Here is a 20,961-nt window from a genome sequence, read left to right on the forward strand (position 1 = left end):
TCCTTATCCGCTTACCAATCTGCCAATTATCGATAACAGCATGATTGCTGCAACGACAAAGGACAACCATACTAATTTCTTTTCATGCGATTGGTATATAGGCTTGGATGGTGGCTTTCTTTCCGTTTCCACTCGCTTCATCAAAATCATCCTTACTTTCATGCGATTATGTATCAGCGTTATTATGGATTATTTTTCTAATTTTATTCTATTGTGGAGGCAAGTGAGGTAGTTAATAGGGGTTGGGTTGAGATGGGGCCCTTGATATAATTAACCTATTTAGTTAAGAGATTTATTGGACAAGGCAATGGCTTATTTCCTACTTGATTAATTGCGTGGTTCTATTATGCAACTTGCAATCATCTTTATCCGTCATTTCCAACAGAGAAATTCTACTGCTCCATAAAAAATAGGAGCTGAAGGATTTCTTTCCCTCAACTCCTATTACATTAGCTTGGTTCGTCCTGATAAAAATAATTTGGTACATTCACTTGGTTGTTATATCGCTTATGGAAAATATGGGTAGTGGCAGGTGATACTGGTGGGATTAACCATACCCAGTTGCCAGTCACCTCTCTCCCGGATTCTTTTTCCTTTCGCTCAAAGCTTTTGAACTGCTTTGCTGCGGTATGATGGTCTACGAGAGTGACACCAGCCTCCTGGTAAGAATGTAATACAGCAATATTTAGCTCTACCAATGCTTTATCCATCCAAAGGGAATGATTGGATCTTGTATCTAGCCCTAGGATTTCTGCTACCTTTGGCAAAAGATTGTAGCGTTCTTCATCTGCTAGGTTACGGGCGTCAATTTCTGTTTCCATGTACCAGCCATTAAATGGTGCCATTGGGTAATCAATACCACCGATTTCCAAACGCATATCAGAAATTATCGGCACTGCATACCACTTTACCCCTAATTCCTTCAGCTCAGGATATTCCGGATGGGCTATAGGTACTTCTTTAATCATTTCCTCTGGTAGGTTGTATAATGTAGGCGCTTTTCCATCCTCCTGGATCACTAGCGGTAGGATATCGAATGGGGATTTCTTACTTTCCCACCCTAACTCTTGGCACATTTTAGTGAATTTAATCGATGTGGAATCACCAATAACTTGCTCTCCTTCAGCATATCCTGCATAGCGGACTAATTGATGGTTCCAAATACGAAGCGGATCTTTTCCATTCTTTCGTGGTGGAAATATGGTGATAGCTGACCGGATTTTTCCATTATTAGTAGCAAATTCAATATGCCTCTTTAATCTGTCAAACGCTTCGTCAGCTGTTTGGATGTCCCGCTCATCAAACACATGTAATGTATCCCAGAGCAAACGCCCGATACAACGATTACTATTTCTCCAAGCCATTTTTGCTCCGTGGGTCAATTCAAACGTTTTATGGGTATAACTCCCTGTTTGGAGAATTTCCTTTTCAATCTCTTTTATTCGCTCTTGTTGCTGTTCCTCAGAAAGTTGAAGTTCATCATAACAGGCTTTAATGAATCTTATTGCTTCATTTATTAATTTTTCATCGTGTGATGTATTCATCTTTATCAACTCCAACTTTAGTCTACCACGAAGCATAACGACTAAATGATAAATAAATAGCCAATTTTATGAACTTTTCAGGAAATTAGTCCTATTTCTACGAAAAAGCTGTATAGAGTAGTTTAAAACAACATCTTACCAGTTACTTCAAACCACACATTTTCTAATACCACTAAAAACAGTACGGCAATAATAAAAGCAAGGATAGACAGGCCTATTTTATACCGCACCGATCGTACATGTCGGATAAATACTTTCGTTAAGAGAAGAAACACGATGAAAAAGCTGAGGAATAACATCATCATCGAAACGACATCTATCCACTCAAATGGAGGCCCAATATATGGATTCAATACAATATTAGTTACTAGAAGCACACCCCATAATAGAGATTGATAGAAGATAAAGATGCTATTTTTCATGAACAAGCTCCTCCGTATATTTGCTTATCTTAAAGATAGTGTAAAGCACATACATGAATCAATAATATTCATCTAATTATAGCCCTGATTTATGTTTTATAAATAGATGGGCTGAACAAGTTACGACTAATAATCGCAACCCTCCTGATTCAGGTTGATGCTTTAAGGGATTATATTAGTGTCACCATAGCTATATCATTCAAAAATAAAAAGGAACACAAATGAACTGTATCATTTGTGCTCCATCATAAGGGGGAGATTAAAATATGAATCTATCAAATATTATCTCCACAAGGTAAACGATTTATACATTAGAAAATAGATTTTCGTATACATTTACTCTACTACAACCTCGACCACAGCCTTCATCTCATTAGAACTTACCTCTAACTCCACTAATCCGCTCTTTAAAGCGGTTAATTCCCTAGTATTCGGATTAAACGTAGCTATATACTTGCCAGAATCCTTCGCACGTTCTAGTGAAGGACCAGTGCCAACAAATACGTCCGCACTGCCTTCCCATTTAACCGATGCTGGATAGCGAAGTGGGAAAACAAGATTTCCTGATTGGTGTCCTTCGGCAGAAATGGTAACTGTTTCACCGACATGGATTCTGTCTGGTGCATCAATCGTAATGTCCTCTAGGATTGGGCGTACTTCTGCTTGAATCCATTCCGCTCCTTTTTTCTTACTAGCAGATGCATGCTCTGGTCCGAATAGTTTATCCGGAGTCGGTGTAGGATCCACCCCGAACATCGTCCAAGAATAAAATCCACCATTAGCTGGAGAGCCATACGGTGATTTCCCTGCTGAACCAGTCACCATATACGGTACCCCTTCAACGCGTTCTAAATGAACCGTATGAGCATGACCGCTAATATAAATGGCCCCTTTTCCTTTGGATGCTTCTCGGAATTCCGTCAACCAATTTTCAATCAGCTCCGCTTCCTTTCGATCAGACAATTGACTATTTTTGGTTGGCAGTGGATCACGGGTTGGATGGTGTCCGAATACTACTACATTATGAATCTTTGAATTGGAAGCAGCATCAATCAATGACTGTCTCAATTCAATTAATTGGTCAAAATCACTTGTTCTATAGCTGCCTGTTGAAGAATCAAGTAATATAAATCTCGTTCCCTTATGGTCAAAGGTATAACGATTCTCACCAAATACCTCTAAGAAATTATCTAAAGAACCACTTCCAACAATTTCATGATTTCCAGGAGTATAATATATAGGAATTGTATCCCCAACTTCCTCTTCTAATATTTGCTTAGCTAATTCAAAGTCCTCTTTCCAAGCTGTATCTACTAAGTCCCCGTTAATAACAAGAAACTCTGGCTCCTGTGCCACAATTTCACGTAATGCCTTCCGAGCCATTTGAACCTGCTCACTATTAGGTGCCTGTGCTACAAATTGAGAATCATTTAAGACAGCAAACTTCCAAGCATCTTGATTAAAGCCATTCTGTTGTACAATAAGGGAATCCGGTATCACCTTTGATTCTTCTACCTCATTTAATGCAGGCGGCACTTTCACGGTTAAATCATCAAAGATAAGTGAGCCAGTATATTGCTTATTACTATTTGTTTCAACTGGATAAACTCGCCATAGCTTCGCTGGATATTGAATCCCCTCTGGTAAAGTCGTCTCCACGTACTGCCAGCCTGTCCAATTTACTGCATCAGCAAGTGTCAACGTATACCGGGTACCAGTGGCATCCTCTACTACTGTACGTAACCAGGCACCATTTCCATCACCATGTACCCACAAACCGATATTTTGTACATCTCCAGGTAGCTCTAGCATTGGAGCGGTCTGCAAGTATGCTGCCCGTGTCGCGGTTGTTGTAGAAAAATCATAGTTTAGCTGAATCCCATTCCCACTTCTACCTTCCACCAGTCCCATGGAAGCTCCTACTACGTCTGGATACTTAGTAAAGCTCCAACCATCCGTCGTTTCAAAATCAGAAATCTCTACGGTGGTTAGACCAACTGTAACCGGTAGCTGTACTACTTTATCCAGTACGGTTATCTGGATTGTCGTTGCCCCACCATCTTCATTTGGAATAACAGTATAACTACCATTTTCATTTGCCTCTAACGAGATTACAGATTCATCATATTCCAATGTCATATCACGTAGTTCAATTGGTGCTGAGTAGCCATTCTTGTCATAACCATTAACAGAAAAGCTAGCAGTTCTTCCCATTTCTAAACCAATATAGGAAGAAGAAGGCTCAATCCGATCTAACGCACCAAGTACAGTAAGTTCCGTCGTCCCTTTAGAAGAACGAACCTGTGCTTGAGCAACAGCTTTACCAGACTTTTTCGCATGAAAAACACCATTTTTATCAAACGATCCGACATTAGCTGGTAGTGCCTTCCACTTGATGTTATCAACTGAAACAGGTGAATAATTCTCATCATACCCTCTTCCAATAAAACTTCTTGTAAGCCCAGGAAATACACGATCACTTTGCTCGTTGTCCATCACCGTTTCTACAGCAAAGCTCTTTAACACACCACTTCCAGCTTCCACGAAAACTCCAATTCCATTAGGTACTGAGCGCTCCGTACCATCTGATGGACTGTTTACCACTTCCGCCTCTTCCTTCCCTGGCATACGTGCTACCATCGTTGAGGAACCACCGCCATCAATATTCAATGCTTGGTGAGCACCAAATTCTGCCATCAGTTCCCCTAATTCCTTTAATGTCATCCCACGACTATTGGATTGGCGTCCATCTACGACCACTAACACCATCGTTTGTCCATCCTCTGAAAATCCAACTGCCGTCCGAGGAGCTGTCGTACTGTCATCTAATCTTGTTGGAACCTCACCATTTTCTACTAAAATAGCATTGCCACCAATTGCAAAATTCATGAACCAATCGCCATCTATCTTAGGTGCATAGGATACCGTCACCTCATCACCTACCGATAATAATCGTAATTTATCTGCACCAGCTTCCCTACCAACAAGAACAAAGCTTCCTTCCTCAATTTCACCACGGCCAACCTGACTAGATGTTGACGCGACCACACCATCACGTACTACAACCTCATATCCTGCACTCCCACCTGAACGCTGTGCTTGTCCCCACACAGATGTGTATAGGCCAATACCTCCTGTAGGAATATTAGATTGATTGAGCGCTGCCAGCTCGACACTACCAGAAGGAAGCTGAACCGTACCTTCTAAGAAGAGATTAGAAATATTCCCAATTCCATTTTCATCGACCCCGGCGGTCAACGTATGCGACCCTTGTGGTCCTTTTAATAAACTTCCATTTTGAATCATTGCCCCAGACGGTGCATTCGTATTATTAATATCAAAAAAATCCCCATTCACACCCGCAACTGCACCTGATTGCTTAACCAACTCCGAGACCGGCTTTGCATCTGTCACGACACCTGGATATAGTAAATCAGTTGAAACGGCACGATCACCTAAATCAATGGTCATCACTTCGCCATTCAACCAGCCACGTGCATCAAACCGTTCGAATGCGGTCAATTTCATGCCAGGACCAATTTTGGTCGTTTCTTCATTTGTTAGTATTGTTTTCCCACTAGGACCGACCGTAACAACTGGTTCATACTTATTCGATGAAGCTGATCTTGCATCTGCAATTGGACTTCTTTCAGCTCCTACTACTGGTGTAAAACTAGATAATGCAAGTACTCCAACTAAGAACCCACTTAACCATTTTCCCTTCACTACTAGCCCCTCCTCTATGAAACTATCTTTCACCCTTATTGTACTAATAGTCTGAAATTAACTATACACAGCAATAGAACTAACTCATCGGCAAAATCCGACAGAAACATATACCCAAACCTGAGACTTAAGTATGAAGAACCGTCTTTACATACGTGCCTCCCCTCTACTAATACTCGTATTTATGCTAACAAAGCAGTGTTAAGTAGGATTAAAAATATTTAGGATAATAGAACGATTTCTCTCCTAGGTATTGCTACCTTATAAAAATAGCTAGACTCATCGTGAAAATATTTCTTGTACAAGGAAAGTGTTGAGTAGTTAGTCATAGGAGTGAATGAAGGGATTCAAAGATTCGCAGAAATTGAATACGTAATTTCTTTTCTCTGCTTTTACTACCATTTTTTCTGTTAATACTGGCCACGTGTCATACGTATCCCTATCTTCCAAAATACTATCCATCGTTATCACCGCACGTAATTTCTTCGTGTCCCATTTCGATTATTACTTACAGAAATCCTGCTTACGTTTAAAACATCAAAAAAGGCCCTACATGCAGCCGGACAGTAGGGGCAAGGACTTTATTTCGATTTTTTTCCTGAAAATATGGTACGCAATAAACTGACTGCGGAGTCTTTCATCTCGCTTAAGAATGACCAAAATCGTAGTACGAAATAGCTGCTTCTAGATGTTAACCTATTTTTCAAGTCCGCTATCTCCGTAAAGATGAAACGAACTTCCATTGGAGATAATGTATGATGTAGTTGAAGGCTTAATTGCTCCATAATATTTAAATAATAGTTCTTTGTTTTATCGTCAAATTTCGAATTATGTACTATCAACTTACGTAAATACGTGAGTGAGGAATATGCGAGCTTCTGTCTATCACTTCTCTCTATCAATTTACTAATATAGGCATCTCGCTCAATTTCACGCAATTTCCCCAGTTGCTCTACTATTGTCTCTATTTCTTTTGGACAGATTTTCCCATGATTAATGCGAGTACTTTTTCTCTCCTCTTTCCCCAATATGAAACCCCCAATTTAAACAAATAAATAGACAGAAATACTTTTCCCTATATCTTTTCCGAACCGTATTTAATTTATTGTACAACATAAGTACTGTAAAATGGCAATATTTCCTAATTTTCCTGTTAAATTCAACCTACTGAAATGAACTAAGTGCCATTACTAGTCAGAGGCTATACTCCTTATTACGACTTAAGTAGATGAATTGCCCCAGCATTGCAAATTATTATCGACAAGCCATAACTCCCAACGTATACTAATCTATGGAGATACCTTCTACATTACATATAAGGATAGGGAATAAGATGGAAGAAAAATTATTATTTCGATTAGAAGAGTTCATTTATGCACCACTAGAGGTTGTCTTTGATTATGTGGATGACGACGAGAAAATCAAGTTGTGGAATGAATATTTTATTAAAAACATTTATGAAAATGATGTGAAAGTCAATGCGGTTGGAACCAAATTTAGAAGTGTACAACGTTTTGAAAAGAAGACCATTGAAGTAGATGTTATCATCACAGAATATGATCCACCACATCGAATTGAAATGGAATCTACCTCTAAAGAAGGAAAGAGTTTTACTAGATACTTCCTTTATAGGGAACCTGACGGAACAAGAATCGTATTGGAATCTAGTATCATCCCGAGCAATTTATACTACCGAGTCATCACCAAGCTGTTCGGTGGATTAGGTAAATTTGTTTACAAGGATCAAATCGATAAATTAAAAGATTTCTTGGAAAATAGATGGTTAGATGAATGATACAATGCTGATATAACAGATGCTTTTACTACATGTTTCCGCCGAGATAAAGGTCGTACTTTCTAATTGAAAATTAGTTTTAAAGGTTTCCACCTAATTTTCATAAAGGGAGAATAGTCTGTTCCAGTTCTATACTAGTACAATACGACGGCATTTCAACATTAGAAAAACGGCTCTTTTGTCATGTTTCTTGAAACAAAAGAGCCGTCTCCCTTACAGTTTATTCATTATAACTTACACTTGCATGATAACCCAATTCACCAAAGAACTCCTCTAGTAACTTTCTAGCATTCTCCTCAGCAGAATCAAATAACCCTACTTCAATTGCCTCTTCTTCGGCTTCTTTCTGTGCCTCCGCTGCTAGGTCAAATCCTTCATCCCATTTGACATTACCACGGAATAACCCTTCATCAGAAAAAGCTCTTACGCCATCCATTTGGATAGCAGGATCCTGTAATAATGTTGCTTTAGGTAGGGTGATTTTAATTTCCTTATTCTTCTCATCCACCTTAATCGCATCTGAATCTAGCGTTTTAAGATCAACCCCAGCGGTAACTGTTGCGGGAACAATTAATATTAGTTCACGCTTTGTCCCTGGAAAATTGACTGAGATATCATTTCCAAACAGCTTATTATCCACTTGTTCAATTACGACCTTCAAATGGGCTTGGGCTGTTGCAAGTGTAGCCAAATCCTGCACCTGCTCCACATAAGTAGTCGTTTCTTTTTTGAGCGTACTTCCAGAGAAGAAACGCATACCTCCAAATATAATGACCGCAAGTATGATGACAATAATTAGAATTCTAATACCCCAAAAACGAAAGAACAGCTTTGAAAATGCGCCGAACGTCCCTTTTCTTTTTCCGACTGCTGCCGTTGCAGTACTTTCGTCTTTACCTTTTTTAAGCTCATCTAGTATATCCTCAAGCTGCTTTACGACCTCATCATTTTTCTTCTTCAATGAGCTTCCTCCTCTCTATTCATTTTCAATCCAATCAACAAAAAGCATCTACTATCCAATTCAAGCAAAGAAAAAAGACTACGGTATACCGTAAGTCACATACGTCATTTCTATAAAGAGAAATAAATAGATGCAAAGAATTATTTTTTACTTTCATTCTTTGTAATAAACTTGTAATAATTCTATTATAGTATAACATTATTAACTTGTCTGCATAATTTGTCGTAAAAAGTAGAAAATCCCCCTCTATCTAAGCGATTCAAACCCTTTTTTCATGGAATTTCGTCATAATCCATTCATTTTATAGTAAATTTTTCATAGTTATTGAAACCTATATTACATATTAATCTACTAAACTTGACAAATTTATAGTATACTATTTTACAAATAATAGTTTTGTGGGGAGGTATATTTACTTGGCTAACAAGAAAATAATAATGTCAGTCACTTCAACGGCATTCATTGCTTCATTATTATTCGGAATGGAAGAAGCCGAAGCATCTAGCACTTACAAAGTCCAAAGTGGAGATTCATTATGGAAAATCGCTCAGAAACATAACACGACGGTGACACAATTAAAAACAATAAACAATTTGACTAGCGATATTATTTTTCCTAATCAGGTTCTAAAGACCCAGGCCAATTCTACTGAGTCAAAACCAAGTACCAAAACAGAGCCTACGAAAAATCAAACGACCACACCTAGTACATCAACTGCTGCCACTACATATACAGTAAAAGCCGGCGATACACTTAGCGGTATTGCTTCCAAACACAAGATCTCACTTAATGACTTAATGAAGTGGAATAACTTAAATTCAACCCTTATTTATCCAGGAAATGTGTTCGTTGTAAGTAAACCATCTACAACGGGAACATCGAATAATTCAACTAATTCCACAGGAACAAAAACAGAGCAGCCAAAAGAAACACAAGTTAAATCCACGACAGTCTATACGGTAAAATCAGGAGATACACTTTCACGAATTGCATCAGAGTACAAAGTAACCGTTGCAAACCTTAAAAAGTGGAACAACTTGAAATCTGACCTTATCTATGTAGGCCAAAAGCTTAATATTGGTGATGGAGCTAAAGTAGAAACACCAAAATCCGAAGCACCAACTAAAGCGACTGACTATAATGTCGACCAATTAATTAAAACTGCTAAAAGTCAATTAGGTGTCAGCTACGTATGGGGCGGATCTACTCCTAGTGGATTTGACTGTAGTGGTTTCATTTACTACACCTATAAAGCAGCAAGTCTAAACATAGGACGATACTCCAGTGAAGGCTATCACATGCGTTCCTATTATGTGAATACACCACAAGTTGGGGACTTAGTATTCTTTGAAGGAACCTATAAAGCTGGTATTTCCCATGTCGGAATTTATTTAGGTAACAATGAATTCATCCATGCAGGATCTAATGGTGTGGAAATAACAAGCTTAAACAGCTCTTATTGGAAAAAACACTTTGAAGGATTTAAACGTTTTTATTAAGCGTCATATATATTCTTAACATGTATAAATCCAGTCTAGTTTTAGGCTGGATTTTTTTATTGTAACTAGCTATATCCATACCCACCTATTAATAGTTTTTATATCCGGAATATAGCTCACCAACTCTCCTTCTATATTTCCCGTTGCTTCATTCCATTCGAGCAAATTCTATAAATAAGCCTCCTCCATCCCAAATTCATGAATAAATTACTAGATATTGGAATAGCAATTTAATAGAGGTAGCATCTTGATATTTCATCTACTATAAAGGAGGTATGGATAAAATGAAGTATGCAAATCCAAATACTGAAGGAGCATTAGTTCAATTTAAAGAACGGTATGACAACTTTATTGGTGGGGAATATCGTCCCCCAGCTACTGGTCAGTACTTTAAAAATGTAAGCCCTGTCACAGGAGGAGTATTTTGCGAAATTGCCCGCTCTACAAAAGAGGACGTTGAGGCAGCACTTGATGCAGCACACGCAGCAAAAGATGCATGGGGAGCTACATCAGTAGCTGAACGAGCCAATATTTTAAATAAAATTGCCGATCGTATGGAAGAAAACTTGGAAATGCTTGCCGTTGCGGAAACCTGGGATAATGGAAAAGCGGTAAGAGAAGCATTAGTCGCTGACTTGCCACTTGCAATTGATCATTTCCGCTATTTTGCAGGAGCGATTCGTGCACAGGAAGGTAGTATTAGTCAAATTGACCAGGATACCGTTGCCTACCACTTTCATGAGCCATTAGGGGTAGTGGGCCAAATCATCCCATGGAATTTTCCAATATTGATGGCAACCTGGAAGCTAGCACCAGCACTAGCTGCAGGAAACTGTGTCGTCTTAAAGCCTGCTGAGCAAACTCCAGCATCCATTCATGTGCTAATGGAATTAATACATGATCTATTACCACCTGGAGTTGTGAATATTGTAAATGGTTTTGGACTAGAGGCAGGTAAACCACTTGCTACAAGCAGTCGTATCGCTAAAATTGCTTTCACTGGCGAAACCACCACCGGGCGTTTAATTATGCAATATGCATCCGAAAATATCATTCCTGTTACATTAGAATTAGGTGGTAAGTCACCGAATATTTTCTTTGAAGATGTTATGGCACAAGATGATGCCTTTCTAGACAAGGCAGTAGAAGGGCTAGTCATGTTTGCCTTAAACCAAGGGGAGGTCTGTACTTGTCCTTCTAGAGCATTAATCCATGAATCCATTTATGAGCCATTTATGGAACGTGCTATTAAGCGAGTGAATCAAATTAAAATCGGTCACCCACTTGATACAGACACAATGATGGGAGCACAAGCTTCCTCCGAGCAACTAGAAAAAATCATCTCCTACTTAGATATCGGGAAACAAGAAGGTGCAGAGGTTCTTGTCGGAGGTAGTGTGAATAGGCTGGAAGGAGAATTATCAGAAGGGTATTATGTCCAACCAACTATCTTCAAAGGACATAATAACATGCGTATTTTCCAAGAAGAAATTTTCGGACCAGTTCTCTCTGTTACAACCTTTAAAACGAATGAAGAAGCAATGCAAATCGCTAATGATACCTTATATGGTTTAGGTGCAGGGGTGTGGAGTCGTGATATCAATACTGCCTACCGCTTTGGCCGTGGAATTGAGGCAGGAAGAGTATGGACTAACTGCTATCACCAGTACCCAGCCCATGCTGCTTTTGGCGGCTATAAGAAATCTGGAATTGGTAGAGAAAATCATCACATGATGCTTGGCCACTATCAACAAACAAAGAATCTATTAGTAAGCTATAGTAACGGTCCTGCAGGTTTATTCTAATCGATTGAACCTATAAAAAGTACATTAAGCAGTCTGGGACAAGGACTGTCCCTTGTCCCAAAAAGGGGTGTGAGAAATGGTTAAACGTGTCATCGCAACCGATGAAAGTCTTCAGTTAATAGAGAAGCTAAAAGCCATTCATGGAGAATTATTATTCCATCAATCCGGCGGCTGCTGTGATGGTAGTTCACCAATGTGCTACCCAAGAAACGAATTCCGAGTTGGCGATTCAGACATCCTATTAGGCGAAATAGGAGATACCCCCTTCTATATCTCACGGGATCAGTATAACTATTGGAAGCATACCCAACTGATAATCGATGTAGTCGAAGGAAGAGGCGGCATGTTTTCTGTAGAAGGACCCGAAGGAAAAAGATTCCTCACAAGATCAAGAGTATTCACCGAAGAAGAACGAAAAGCATTAGAGCCATTCCCCCAGTGAGCCACTATGGGAGTGGCTCTCTGCTTTCTTTGGTAGTTTTGGGAACTATGGGGTTCTCTCTGTTCCCTTTTTTCGCTTTCCTTTCTCATTTAGGGCACTGAGGCTTTCTCTCTGTGCCCTTTTTTCGCTTTTCTTTCTCATTTAGGGCACTGAGGCACTCTCTCTGTGCCCTTTTTTCGCTTTTCTTCCTCATTTAGGGCACTGACAACCTCTCTCTGTGCCCTTTTTTCGCTCAACTTCCTCATTTAGGGCACTGAGGCTTTCTCTCTGTGCCCTTTTTCCGCTCAACTTCCCCATTTAGGGCACTGAGGCTTTCTCTCTGTGCCCTTTTTCCGCTCAACTTCCCCATTTAGGGCACTGAGGCTTTCTCTCTGTGCCCTTTTTTCGCTCAACTTCCTCATTTAGGGCAATGAGGCTTTCTCTCTGTGCCCTTTTTTCGCTTTCCTTCCTCATTTAGGGCACTGAGGCTTTCTCTCTGTGCCCTTTTTCCGCTCAACTTCCCCATTTAGGGCACTGAGGCTTTCTCTCTGTGCCCTTTTTTCGCTTTTCTTTCTCATTTAGGGCACTGATAACCTCCCTCTGTTACCTTTTTCCGCTCACCTTCCCCATTTAGGGCACTGAGACTCTCTCTCTGTGCCCTTTTTTCGCTTTTCTTTCTCATTTAGGGCACTGATAACCTCCCTCTGTTACCTTTTTCCGCTCACCTTCCCCATTTAGGGCACTGAGACTCTCTCTGTTACCTTTTTTCGCTTTTCTTTCTCATTTAGGGCACTGACAACCTCCCTCTGTGCCCTTTTTCCGCTCAACTTCCTCATCTAGGGCACTGACAACCTCCCTCTGTTACCTTTTTCCGCTCCTCATCCTCATTTCGGTAACAGATACGTTCGCTATCACACTTCCCCCTCCAAACCAAAAAGGAGTAACCACCCTAAAGTGATTACTCCTACAACATTAGCCTATACTTCTAATGCAACATTTGATTCGTCTTCATTCTTATCCTCATGCTTTCCTTTCACTAATATCGTATCCCTATCTCGATAAAGCAGGATTGCGGTTAAAATAAAGGATAATACATCTGAAATTGGGAATGCCAGCCACACACCAATCACGCCAAAATAATGTGGCAGTATTAATACTAACGGGATTAACATCAGGATTTGCCTCGATAAAGATAAAATTAATGCTTGCTTTGGTTTACCTAATGCCTGATATAAACCACCCGCTACTACCTGCACCCCAACAACAAAGAAGGCTATGAATAGAATACGCATTGCTTGGGAGCCTTCTTTAATTACTTCCGGATCTGCAGTGAATATTCGTAAAAATGGTGAAGGGATGATGACTAACAATAGCATGATAAGGGTAGCACATGCTGTAACGATTTTCATGGTAATCCAAATGGTTTCCCTCATTCGTTCATAATGCTTTGCACCATAATTATAGCCAACAATCGGCATCATTCCTTGCATAACACCCATAATGGGGATGATGGTGAACATTAAGATACGTTGAATTAAACCATATATCCCAACATAAAATTCACTACCGAATTGAATCAGCATACTATTAATCGCAATCATCATAATACTTCCTGCAGCCTGTTGAACAAATGCAGGCATACCAATTGCCATTACTTCCTTCAGGATAGCCCACTTTAATGCTAAATCTTTCATAGACAGACTTAGGGAACTTTTTCCTTTAAGAAAATAGTTAAAAATCATCAGTGTCACACTAGCTTGGGAAATAACCGTAGCAATTGCCGCACCTTGTACTCCCATATCCATTACAAAAATAAAAATCGGATCCAACGCAATATTGATAACCGCCGGTACTATCATGGTCATCATAGCAAAACGTGCATTTCCCTCGGAGCGTACGATATTATTCGTCGCAAATCCGAATGAAAAGAAAAAGGTACCGAACATAATAGGGAACATATAATCCATCGCATAACCTAGTGTAGATGGTGTTGCCCCAAATAGCACAAGTAATGGCTCCAATGAAAAGAAGGCAATCAGTAAACCAGCCACACTCACGATGATAATCATCGAAATGATATTACCAAATACTAAATTCGCTTCGTTTCCTCTTTGCTCTCCTAATCGGCGTGAGATCACTGATGCTCCACCCACACCAAGTGCAGCAGAAATAGCCATTACAATCATCATTAGAGGAAATGCAACGGTTGTTCCAGCTACCGCATCAATTCCGACTCCATAAGAAATAAAAATAGTATCGACAACATTATATAATGTCATGACAAACATACCGATCATTGCTGGAATCGATAAATTACGCAATAAGGTTGTAATCTTTTGTGTACCAAGTAATTCTGTCTGCTTTTTCATTTCCACGCTTATTTCCCTTCTTTCATATCCATAATATTATCCTTTATCCGTTCTAACCAAATCCGTAATAGAGCAATTTCTTCCTTCTTAAATCCCTTTAAAATCCTTTCCTCTGTTTTAGACATATCATCCCAGAGGCTTTGATCAATCATTCTTCCCTTTTCAGTTAGAGTAATCATTCGTGAACGCTTATCCTGTGGACATTCCTTCTTCTCAATTAATTGCTTATTTAACAGTGATTCTATAATTCCGTTCATAGTAGAGGCTTTAATATATAGTTGCTGCTGCAATTCCCCTTGCATTTGTGGTCCCTTTTCAACGAGTAGGAACAACACCCTTGATTGGGCAACTGTTACATCATATTTAGCTAATTGCTCATTAAATTGATTATGAAATAAATGAGCAGCAACCCTAATTTGATATCCAATATGTTCTTCAACTTGCCGTTCCAAAATACTTAGCCTCCTAATCAAATCATACTTAACTATACTAACATTACTCATTTATAGATTCAATCATAATGTTCAATTTAGTTAGCTACCTAATAATTATGGACAAGAACATACAGAATGCTTTTGTATCTACCAAGCAAAAAAATGGACTGAAATGAGCTCGATTACATATCGAAATCACTCCAGTCCATTCACCATTTCCTATAGGTCTAACACTTCGGGGCACAAATAACTGATTTTCCATTATGCCCATCGAAAGGTAGATAATTTTCACTCATCTATAATCGCGTCAAATGCTTCTGATACTTTATCAAATTCCTCATCTGTTTCGATGGCAGATAATTCACCATCAGCATCCAGCTTTAAGAAAAAGATATCTATATCCTCTTCTGTTTCTTCTTTCAAATCCTCCACAAAGCTAACCGCAACATAATCCGTACCTTGTAATGTTACCTTCGCTATAACTTCCACTTCACTCTCTTCATGCTCTTCATCGCTAATTGTAAATACTTCGCCTACTTCTATTGGATCCATCAAGATTCCTCCTATTCTTTCGGTAGTTCGTAGCTATATTTTCCATTGTGTTTGTCAATTATACCAGTTAGAAAGGAAAACTCAGGAAGGTCTTTACCATTGACGATATGGATCTTCTTTCACCCAATAAACAATATGTCCGTCTGGTTCAACCTCATAACGAATTTTTGATTTTTGAAGCCCTTCTATCATAGAAGGTTTTAGCATACTTCCTATTTGATTACTTTCATTTATATACTGACTAAATTCCTCATTTTGATATGTATTGGCTAACGAACTGATTTCTAAATAATAGATAGCATCATTTTTTAATTTGAACCATTCCAGTGTGTAATCATGTAAGGCTTGAAAATGTCTAGGAGGAGTTAACTCTTGGAAGCGAAGATAATTATTTTGCAAAGAAGTTTTGACTTGTAGAATATCCGAATAGAGTAAATTAACATCATTAGCATGTTGATTCAACTTAGCTAAAAGATCCTTAAATTCCGAATCACTGGAAGAGAATAATTGTTGTCTTTCATCCAAGTAGACCCGTATAGTCTTATGTGTAAAATAGCTGGAGTCGCTAAGAAAGTAACCAATAAGAAGAATTACGATAACAGCAGGGAATATATAGACACCCTTTCCCTTTCCATTACCACCCCCACTTCGATAATAAGTAGTGTTATAATCCGATTTACGTAAAGGTATAGCCATATGATACCCCTCCTCTATTCATCTAGTAAAAGTTACATGATTATTTTACATGAGATATAGAAGATTTAATAGGTATAATTCGGAAATAATAGTACTTTTTTCCTAAAATTATAATAATTACACCATCAAAAAAAGGCATGGCATCTAAAGACACCACACCTTCCTTATGAAAGTATATTAAATTAAGATACGACAGGTTCCGGTTTCTCAGGCCCTTTTTCTTGCTTCTCAAGTTCATAAATTGCTTTATCGCTTGTATCCACTCGTTTAATAAATAGAGCAAGAATAAGCACAACAATGTTAATTCCAAGCGCTACATAGAATGAGTACTGAATCCCATTTAGCAATGCTTGTTGAGACATGGAAGCAACAGATGCTTCAGTTAAGGTAGAAGGATCCACACCACTCATTAAGCTTTCACCTTTTGATGTAGCAACCGTCGTCATAATCGTAACCATAACAGCCGTACCAATTGAGCCAGATACTTGTTGTGCTGTATTGTTGATTGCTGTACCATGTGGATTCAATCGTGTTGGTAGCTGATTTAATCCGTTTGTCATGATTGGCATCATGACCATGGACATACCAAACATACGTAATGAATAGACCATTACAATGTATGTGTAAGTTGAATCAATTTGTACATGTGCAAGCATATACGTAGATACAGCAGTAATCGCTAACCCTATTACAGACAAAGCACGTGGTCCAAATTTATCAAATAATCTTCCCGTAATTGGTGACATAATTCCCATAATAATTGCACCCGGTAATAGCATTAAACCAGATTCAAATGGTGAGATACCACGTACATCCTGGATATAAGCAGGTGTTAAAATCATACCAGAGAACATTGCAACCGCATTAACGATGGCGATAATGGATGCTAGGGTGAACATTGGATATTTATAAGGTCGCAAATCTAATAATGGTTCATCCATTTTCAATTGTCGAACGATAAATAGGATTAAAGAAATACCACCAACTACTAAGGTAGTCACAACCACTGGGTCACTCCAACCATCAGAGCTAGCACTACTTACTCCGTACAAAATCCCACCAAAACCAAGACTAGATAACACGACTGATAAATAATCAAGTGTCGCATTTTTATTTTGCTCCATGACATTTCCGAACTTCCAAATAGCTAGTACTAAACTAATTACCGCTAATGGTAAAATCATTTCAAATAGTAAACGCCAATTATGATACTCAACAATATATCCGGATAGGGTAGGGCCAATTGCAGGTGCTGCAATCATTACCATACCGAAAATCCCCATTGCGGTACCACGTTTTTCACGTGGAAAACTTACTAACATGATGTTCATCAATAATGGACCCATCACCGCAGAACCTGCAGCTTGAATCATACGACCAGTTAGCAATAGGCCAAAATTAGGAGCAAAAGCAGCAATTGCTGTACCTATTGTAAAGATAGCCATTGATGCAATAAATAAACTACGGTTAGAAAAACGCGTAATTAAAAATGCCGATGCTGGAATTAATATCCCACTAACTAGCATATAACCTGTAGCAAGCCATTGTACCGTAGAATAATCTTCAATCTCTAAATCCACCATAATCGACGGAAGTGCTACGTTTAATAATGAATTATTTAGAAATGAAACGAAAGCACCAATAAATAATATACTAATCATTAAATATGGCGGTTTATTCATTTGTGTATTCATGATTGTTCCCTTCTTTTTTATACTAATTTGTTTGCATTTGATTATTTTATACCTGTAGTTCAATTTTTGCAAGGTTTTTTTACTATTAGTATAAAAGTATTGTTTTCCAGTCCTAAGAAACGTATACTACACATAAGGAAAGGATCGATTAATATGATGAATGAACGTAAACGTAAAGTAGCTAGTATCGCCTTAAGGCTATTTGTCGAAAAAGGATTCCAACAAACTTCCATCCAGGAAATTATTGATAAAGCGAATATATCGAAGGGAACATTTTACAATTACTTCTCGTCTAAAAATGATTGTTTAGCAGAGATACTAGAGGATATCCGTTATGAGGCTAGCCAGCAACGTGTTGCCATGCAAATTGATAAGGACCCTAAAGATCGTGACGTGTTAATTGAACAAATTACGATTTTAATGAAATTAAATAAGGAAAATAATCTCCAACTCTTATTTGAAAATATTCTTTCGACTAACCAAGAGGATTTAAAACAGCTCGTCATGCTGCATCGCGTTATCGAAATGGAATGGCTAGCAAATAGACTAGTTGAGGTAATAGGAGAAGATATTCGGGAGTATGCATCAGAAGCAACGGTGCTTTATTTTGGAATGATGCATTATATGATATTTACCCTTAAGGTAACAAACAGCCCTTACGTATTACATGATTTGATTGAAACATTGTTATCTTATATCGAACTTATCATAGGTCATATGAAGAAGACAGGAAGTACGTTTTTAAATAATTTTGCAATTGAAACACTGAAAACAAATGTACATCGAAACGCCATCACAAAGTCGGAATTATTAGATATGGCGTACCAATTGAAGGAACAATACGATTTTAACGAAGAACAGCAAGACCTATTTGATGTCATTCTTAGTGAATTGGAACAGGAGCGTATCCGTAAAATAGTTGTACAAAAGCTGTTGAAACCATTTCTAGATTTATTTAATGGAGCAGATAATACCTCCCAAATACAATTATTTACCAATGCGGTGTGGAATTATTTGAAAATGGTATAGCCATCGACTACTTTTCATATCATAAATGGTCAGGTGTTTTCCATATGATGGATAACCTGACCATTTATTTATCTTTTGCTCACTTGACGAATATGTGCTTGTTTAGTTTCTGCATCTACTAGTATGTACTCTCTCAATCTCTCATATAATTGATCGATTTCCTTCGTAGTCAACTTATCCTCTGTTTGTTGTATTGTTTGTTTAATAGTTGGGATAAGGCTATTTCGCTTTATTACGACCACATTCGGCGAGGTAACTTGTATTTGTTTCAATGTACAGCGCTCACTAAAAATGATATATGAATGGTAGCATGAGTCTTCTTCTATACCTACTACAGCTTTTAATGCCTGGATATGACCACTATTTTGCCAGATTGGGTTAAAGAATGGGAACTTCTTGCCACCTGGGAGGATTTGCATCCAATTCTTATTTCCCTCATCTCCAAATATCCATCCACTATAATTCTTGGATTCCAATACGAAAATTCCTTTTTGAGAAATCATTACTAGATCTAGTTCCGTGCTCTTTCCAGATTTTGTCGGTATATATAAATTAGTCATCACTCGATGATACCCTTTCAATCGGGTAAGTTCCTTATAGGTTAAGTATTCTCCATAGTTCCCTTTATTCAAGAATGTACTTAGAAAACCATTTCCACTTGCTTCCTTATAGCTTGGATGTCGTACAGATGGTTCGATGGGCTTACGATTTGGATGCGGAATAACCTTGCTACTCCTATTTTTAGAAGGTTGATTGACATGTATGTTTCGATGTCGCCTAGTTGTTTGATTATTCGAGTTCTCTATGACAATTCGCTTGATAATAAGTATGATGAACGTCATAATCACTACTACTAATAAAAATCCAATAAATCCTAACATCCCAATCTCCCTCCAGACCTTATTTCTTGTATCTATCTTAGATGGGATTTTTCTATAACTAGTAGAGATTTTCAAACTAGAAAAAGACGGTTTCTATTTTTAAGCGAAACATTCGTACCGTCTCTCATTTTATATATTGGAACCCAGTACTAATGTCTAAACATATCTATTACTAGATGCTAAATGACAATCCCAAATCCCATTCACTTACTAAAATCTGCCATTTCACCAGAGCAGTTACTGGAATCAAAGGAAGGAAAGCGAATTGTCGAAGATGCATTATGGAAATATAAGAGGGCGAAAGTATTCCTCATTAAGAGGGCTGATATCGTAACCATCTCTGTAATACCTGGATTGTCCAATGATAGCTCCCCTTGAAGAGAAGTTAAGGAGGGGTTACGACAAGTAATGTCTAATTCAAGAAGCATTCACTTCCCCTTATTATTCAAGAGATTCTTTCCAAATTAAGTTCTCACCCTGTTGCGTCATCTGTTCCTGTATCACCTGTGTTAGCTTCTCCTTCATCTCACTTGAGATAACAATACAATTTATATTGCTTAATCCTTTATCAATAATCATTTCATACCCTTTGTCATTCACTTCTTTATCATGACCGTAATATCTGTGGTTGATATTAATCCGCTTAAATTGAACGGACTTCACCCTTTTCCAAGGAATAAAACGACTTCCCACTAGAAGTCCATCTTCTAATACTGCAAACAAATTAAAAACATCATGGGAATGAGAAAAAGGCAACAGAATAAATAAGAAGATAAGCCAGTTATTAAATTCCTGTACGGATGCAAATATAATAAAAAATCCGATCATGAACACGAGCAGAAAGGAATAAAATATAATGCCTACCTTCTGCGATTTGTATGTCGGGGGCTCTAACTTTTTGTCTGGAAATTTTCTAACAGCTGAAGATTCTGCTTCATTTACAGGAAATACAACATTCTCTTTCATTTTGATTAGCAAACGGATAAAGCGAAAAAGATGATAAGCAATGACGGTGAAAAATAGAATTCCTATAGCGATTTTCATATATCCCACCTCCCGTTTTCTTACTTTAATTATACCATAGCTTATCGAGAAAACGCAAAAAAATATTCAGATTATTCAGCGATATTGAT

At 38.2% G+C, this 20,961-nt stretch carries 19 protein-coding genes; 5 read left to right on the forward strand and 14 right to left on the reverse strand.

The annotated features are described in order from the left end of the window. Positions 1-3: 3 nt before the first annotated feature. The 5 genes from AAIB49_RS06945 to AAIB49_RS06965 all read right to left on the reverse strand — a co-directional run bounded on the left by AAIB49_RS06945 (position 4) and on the right by AAIB49_RS06965 (position 6,720). Positions 4-141, reverse strand: coding sequence for a hypothetical protein (locus AAIB49_RS06945; protein ID WP_339213467.1), 138 nt, complete (start codon positions 139-141; stop codon positions 4-6). A 308-nt stretch (positions 142-449) separates the two neighbouring features. Then, positions 450-1,544: a nitric oxide synthase oxygenase gene (locus AAIB49_RS06950; protein WP_343457598.1), complete on the reverse strand. Its 1,095-nt coding sequence runs from the start codon at positions 1,542-1,544 to the stop codon at positions 450-452. 122 nt (positions 1,545-1,666) lie between these two features. Beyond that, a complete protein-coding gene (locus AAIB49_RS06955; protein ID WP_343457599.1) occupies positions 1,667-1,966 on the reverse strand; it encodes a hypothetical protein in 300 nt (99 codons plus the stop codon). A 336-nt stretch (positions 1,967-2,302) separates the two neighbouring features. Further along, positions 2,303-5,692, reverse strand: a complete 3,390-nt coding sequence (locus tag AAIB49_RS06960; RefSeq protein ID WP_343457600.1) for a phosphodiester glycosidase family protein — start codon at positions 5,690-5,692, stop codon at positions 2,303-2,305. Positions 5,693-6,273: 581 nt separating this feature from the next. Then, positions 6,274-6,720 carry a hypothetical protein gene (locus AAIB49_RS06965; protein ID WP_339213462.1) on the reverse strand — a complete coding sequence of 149 codons (447 nt, stop codon included), beginning with the start codon at positions 6,718-6,720 and terminating at the stop codon, positions 6,274-6,276. Positions 6,721-7,025: 305 nt separating this feature from the next. On the opposite strand from AAIB49_RS06965, the gene AAIB49_RS06970 reads away from it, so the two are divergent. Further along, positions 7,026-7,487 (forward strand): SRPBCC domain-containing protein, encoded by a 462-nt coding sequence (locus tag AAIB49_RS06970; protein ID WP_339213460.1) that lies wholly within the window; start codon positions 7,026-7,028, stop codon positions 7,485-7,487. 220 nt (positions 7,488-7,707) lie between these two features. Here the strand turns inward: AAIB49_RS06970 and AAIB49_RS06975 are convergent, their stop codons facing one another. Then, positions 7,708-8,448, reverse strand: a complete 741-nt coding sequence (locus AAIB49_RS06975; RefSeq protein WP_339213458.1) for a DUF4230 domain-containing protein — start codon at positions 8,446-8,448, stop codon at positions 7,708-7,710. 416 nt (positions 8,449-8,864) lie between these two features. Between AAIB49_RS06975 and AAIB49_RS06980 the strand changes: the two genes are divergently transcribed. The 3 genes from AAIB49_RS06980 to AAIB49_RS06990 all read left to right on the forward strand — a co-directional run bounded on the left by AAIB49_RS06980 (position 8,865) and on the right by AAIB49_RS06990 (position 12,194). Next, positions 8,865-9,947, forward strand: a complete 1,083-nt coding sequence (locus tag AAIB49_RS06980; RefSeq protein WP_343457601.1) for a C40 family peptidase — start codon at positions 8,865-8,867, stop codon at positions 9,945-9,947. 284 nt (positions 9,948-10,231) lie between these two features. Further along, positions 10,232-11,752 carry an aldehyde dehydrogenase gene (adh, locus tag AAIB49_RS06985; RefSeq protein ID WP_343457602.1) on the forward strand — a complete coding sequence of 507 codons (1,521 nt, stop codon included), beginning with the start codon at positions 10,232-10,234 and terminating at the stop codon, positions 11,750-11,752. A 76-nt stretch (positions 11,753-11,828) separates the two neighbouring features. Next, positions 11,829-12,194 (forward strand): DUF779 domain-containing protein, encoded by a 366-nt coding sequence (locus tag AAIB49_RS06990; protein WP_339213453.1) that lies wholly within the window; start codon positions 11,829-11,831, stop codon positions 12,192-12,194. A gap of 956 nt (positions 12,195-13,150) precedes the next feature. On the opposite strand, the gene AAIB49_RS06995 is transcribed toward AAIB49_RS06990, so the two are convergent. From AAIB49_RS06995 to AAIB49_RS07015, 5 genes are all read right to left on the reverse strand, one after another. Continuing rightward, positions 13,151-14,542: an MATE family efflux transporter gene (locus AAIB49_RS06995; protein WP_343457619.1), complete on the reverse strand. Its 1,392-nt coding sequence runs from the start codon at positions 14,540-14,542 to the stop codon at positions 13,151-13,153. Between the two features lie 8 nt (positions 14,543-14,550). After that, a complete protein-coding gene (locus AAIB49_RS07000) occupies positions 14,551-14,994 on the reverse strand; it encodes a MarR family winged helix-turn-helix transcriptional regulator (RefSeq protein ID WP_343457603.1) in 444 nt (147 codons plus the stop codon). A 270-nt stretch (positions 14,995-15,264) separates the two neighbouring features. Further along, positions 15,265-15,528, reverse strand: coding sequence for a DUF1292 domain-containing protein (locus tag AAIB49_RS07005; protein ID WP_339213450.1), 264 nt, complete (start codon positions 15,526-15,528; stop codon positions 15,265-15,267). Between the two features lie 93 nt (positions 15,529-15,621). Then, entirely contained in the window at positions 15,622-16,224 is a 603-nt protein-coding gene (locus AAIB49_RS07010; protein ID WP_343457604.1) for a hypothetical protein, read from the reverse strand. 182 nt (positions 16,225-16,406) lie between these two features. After that, positions 16,407-17,918, reverse strand: a complete 1,512-nt coding sequence (locus tag AAIB49_RS07015) for an MDR family MFS transporter (RefSeq protein ID WP_343457605.1) — start codon at positions 17,916-17,918, stop codon at positions 16,407-16,409. 153 nt (positions 17,919-18,071) lie between these two features. On the opposite strand from AAIB49_RS07015, the gene AAIB49_RS07020 reads away from it, so the two are divergent. Then, positions 18,072-18,947 (forward strand): TetR/AcrR family transcriptional regulator, encoded by an 876-nt coding sequence (locus AAIB49_RS07020; protein WP_343457606.1) that lies wholly within the window; start codon positions 18,072-18,074, stop codon positions 18,945-18,947. Positions 18,948-19,015: 68 nt separating this feature from the next. On the opposite strand, the gene AAIB49_RS07025 is transcribed toward AAIB49_RS07020, so the two are convergent. The 3 genes from AAIB49_RS07025 to AAIB49_RS07035 form a co-directional block, all read right to left on the reverse strand. After that, positions 19,016-19,828, reverse strand: coding sequence for a nuclease-related domain-containing protein (locus AAIB49_RS07025; RefSeq protein WP_343457607.1), 813 nt, complete (start codon positions 19,826-19,828; stop codon positions 19,016-19,018). A 203-nt stretch (positions 19,829-20,031) separates the two neighbouring features. After that, entirely contained in the window at positions 20,032-20,256 is a 225-nt protein-coding gene (locus AAIB49_RS07030; protein WP_343457608.1) for a hypothetical protein, read from the reverse strand. A 13-nt stretch (positions 20,257-20,269) separates the two neighbouring features. Then, a complete protein-coding gene (locus AAIB49_RS07035; RefSeq protein ID WP_343457609.1) occupies positions 20,270-20,872 on the reverse strand; it encodes a hypothetical protein in 603 nt (200 codons plus the stop codon). Positions 20,873-20,961: the final 89 nt, after the last annotated feature.

Origin of the sequence: Ornithinibacillus proteolyticus, from assembly GCF_039581225.1 — a bacterium.
GTDB lineage: Bacteria > Bacillota > Bacilli > Bacillales > Amphibacillaceae > Ornithinibacillus > Ornithinibacillus massiliensis.

Coding starts and splice junctions, on each gene's coding strand:
- AAIB49_RS06945 (WP_339213467.1), bottom strand. CDS start 141: ATGAAGCGAGTGGAAACGGAAAGAAAGCCACCATCCAAGCCTATATAC.
- AAIB49_RS06950 (WP_343457598.1), bottom strand. CDS start 1,544: ATGAATACATCACACGATGAAAAATTAATAAATGAAGCAATAAGATTC.
- AAIB49_RS06955 (WP_343457599.1), bottom strand. CDS start 1,966: ATGAAAAATAGCATCTTTATCTTCTATCAATCTCTATTATGGGGTGTG.
- AAIB49_RS06970 (WP_339213460.1), top strand. CDS start 7,026: ATGGAAGAAAAATTATTATTTCGATTAGAAGAGTTCATTTATGCACCA.
- adh (WP_343457602.1), top strand. CDS start 10,232: ATGAAGTATGCAAATCCAAATACTGAAGGAGCATTAGTTCAATTTAAA.
- AAIB49_RS06990 (WP_339213453.1), top strand. CDS start 11,829: ATGGTTAAACGTGTCATCGCAACCGATGAAAGTCTTCAGTTAATAGAG.
- AAIB49_RS06995 (WP_343457619.1), bottom strand. CDS start 14,542: ATGAAAAAGCAGACAGAATTACTTGGTACACAAAAGATTACAACCTTA.
- AAIB49_RS07005 (WP_339213450.1), bottom strand. CDS start 15,528: ATGGATCCAATAGAAGTAGGCGAAGTATTTACAATTAGCGATGAAGAG.
- AAIB49_RS07010 (WP_343457604.1), bottom strand. CDS start 16,224: ATGGCTATACCTTTACGTAAATCGGATTATAACACTACTTATTATCGA.
- AAIB49_RS07015 (WP_343457605.1), bottom strand. CDS start 17,918: ATGAATACACAAATGAATAAACCGCCATATTTAATGATTAGTATATTA.
- AAIB49_RS07020 (WP_343457606.1), top strand. CDS start 18,072: ATGATGAATGAACGTAAACGTAAAGTAGCTAGTATCGCCTTAAGGCTA.
- AAIB49_RS07025 (WP_343457607.1), bottom strand. CDS start 19,828: ATGTTAGGATTTATTGGATTTTTATTAGTAGTAGTGATTATGACGTTC.
- AAIB49_RS07030 (WP_343457608.1), bottom strand. CDS start 20,256: ATGCTTCTTGAATTAGACATTACTTGTCGTAACCCCTCCTTAACTTCT.
- AAIB49_RS07035 (WP_343457609.1), bottom strand. CDS start 20,872: ATGAAAATCGCTATAGGAATTCTATTTTTCACCGTCATTGCTTATCAT.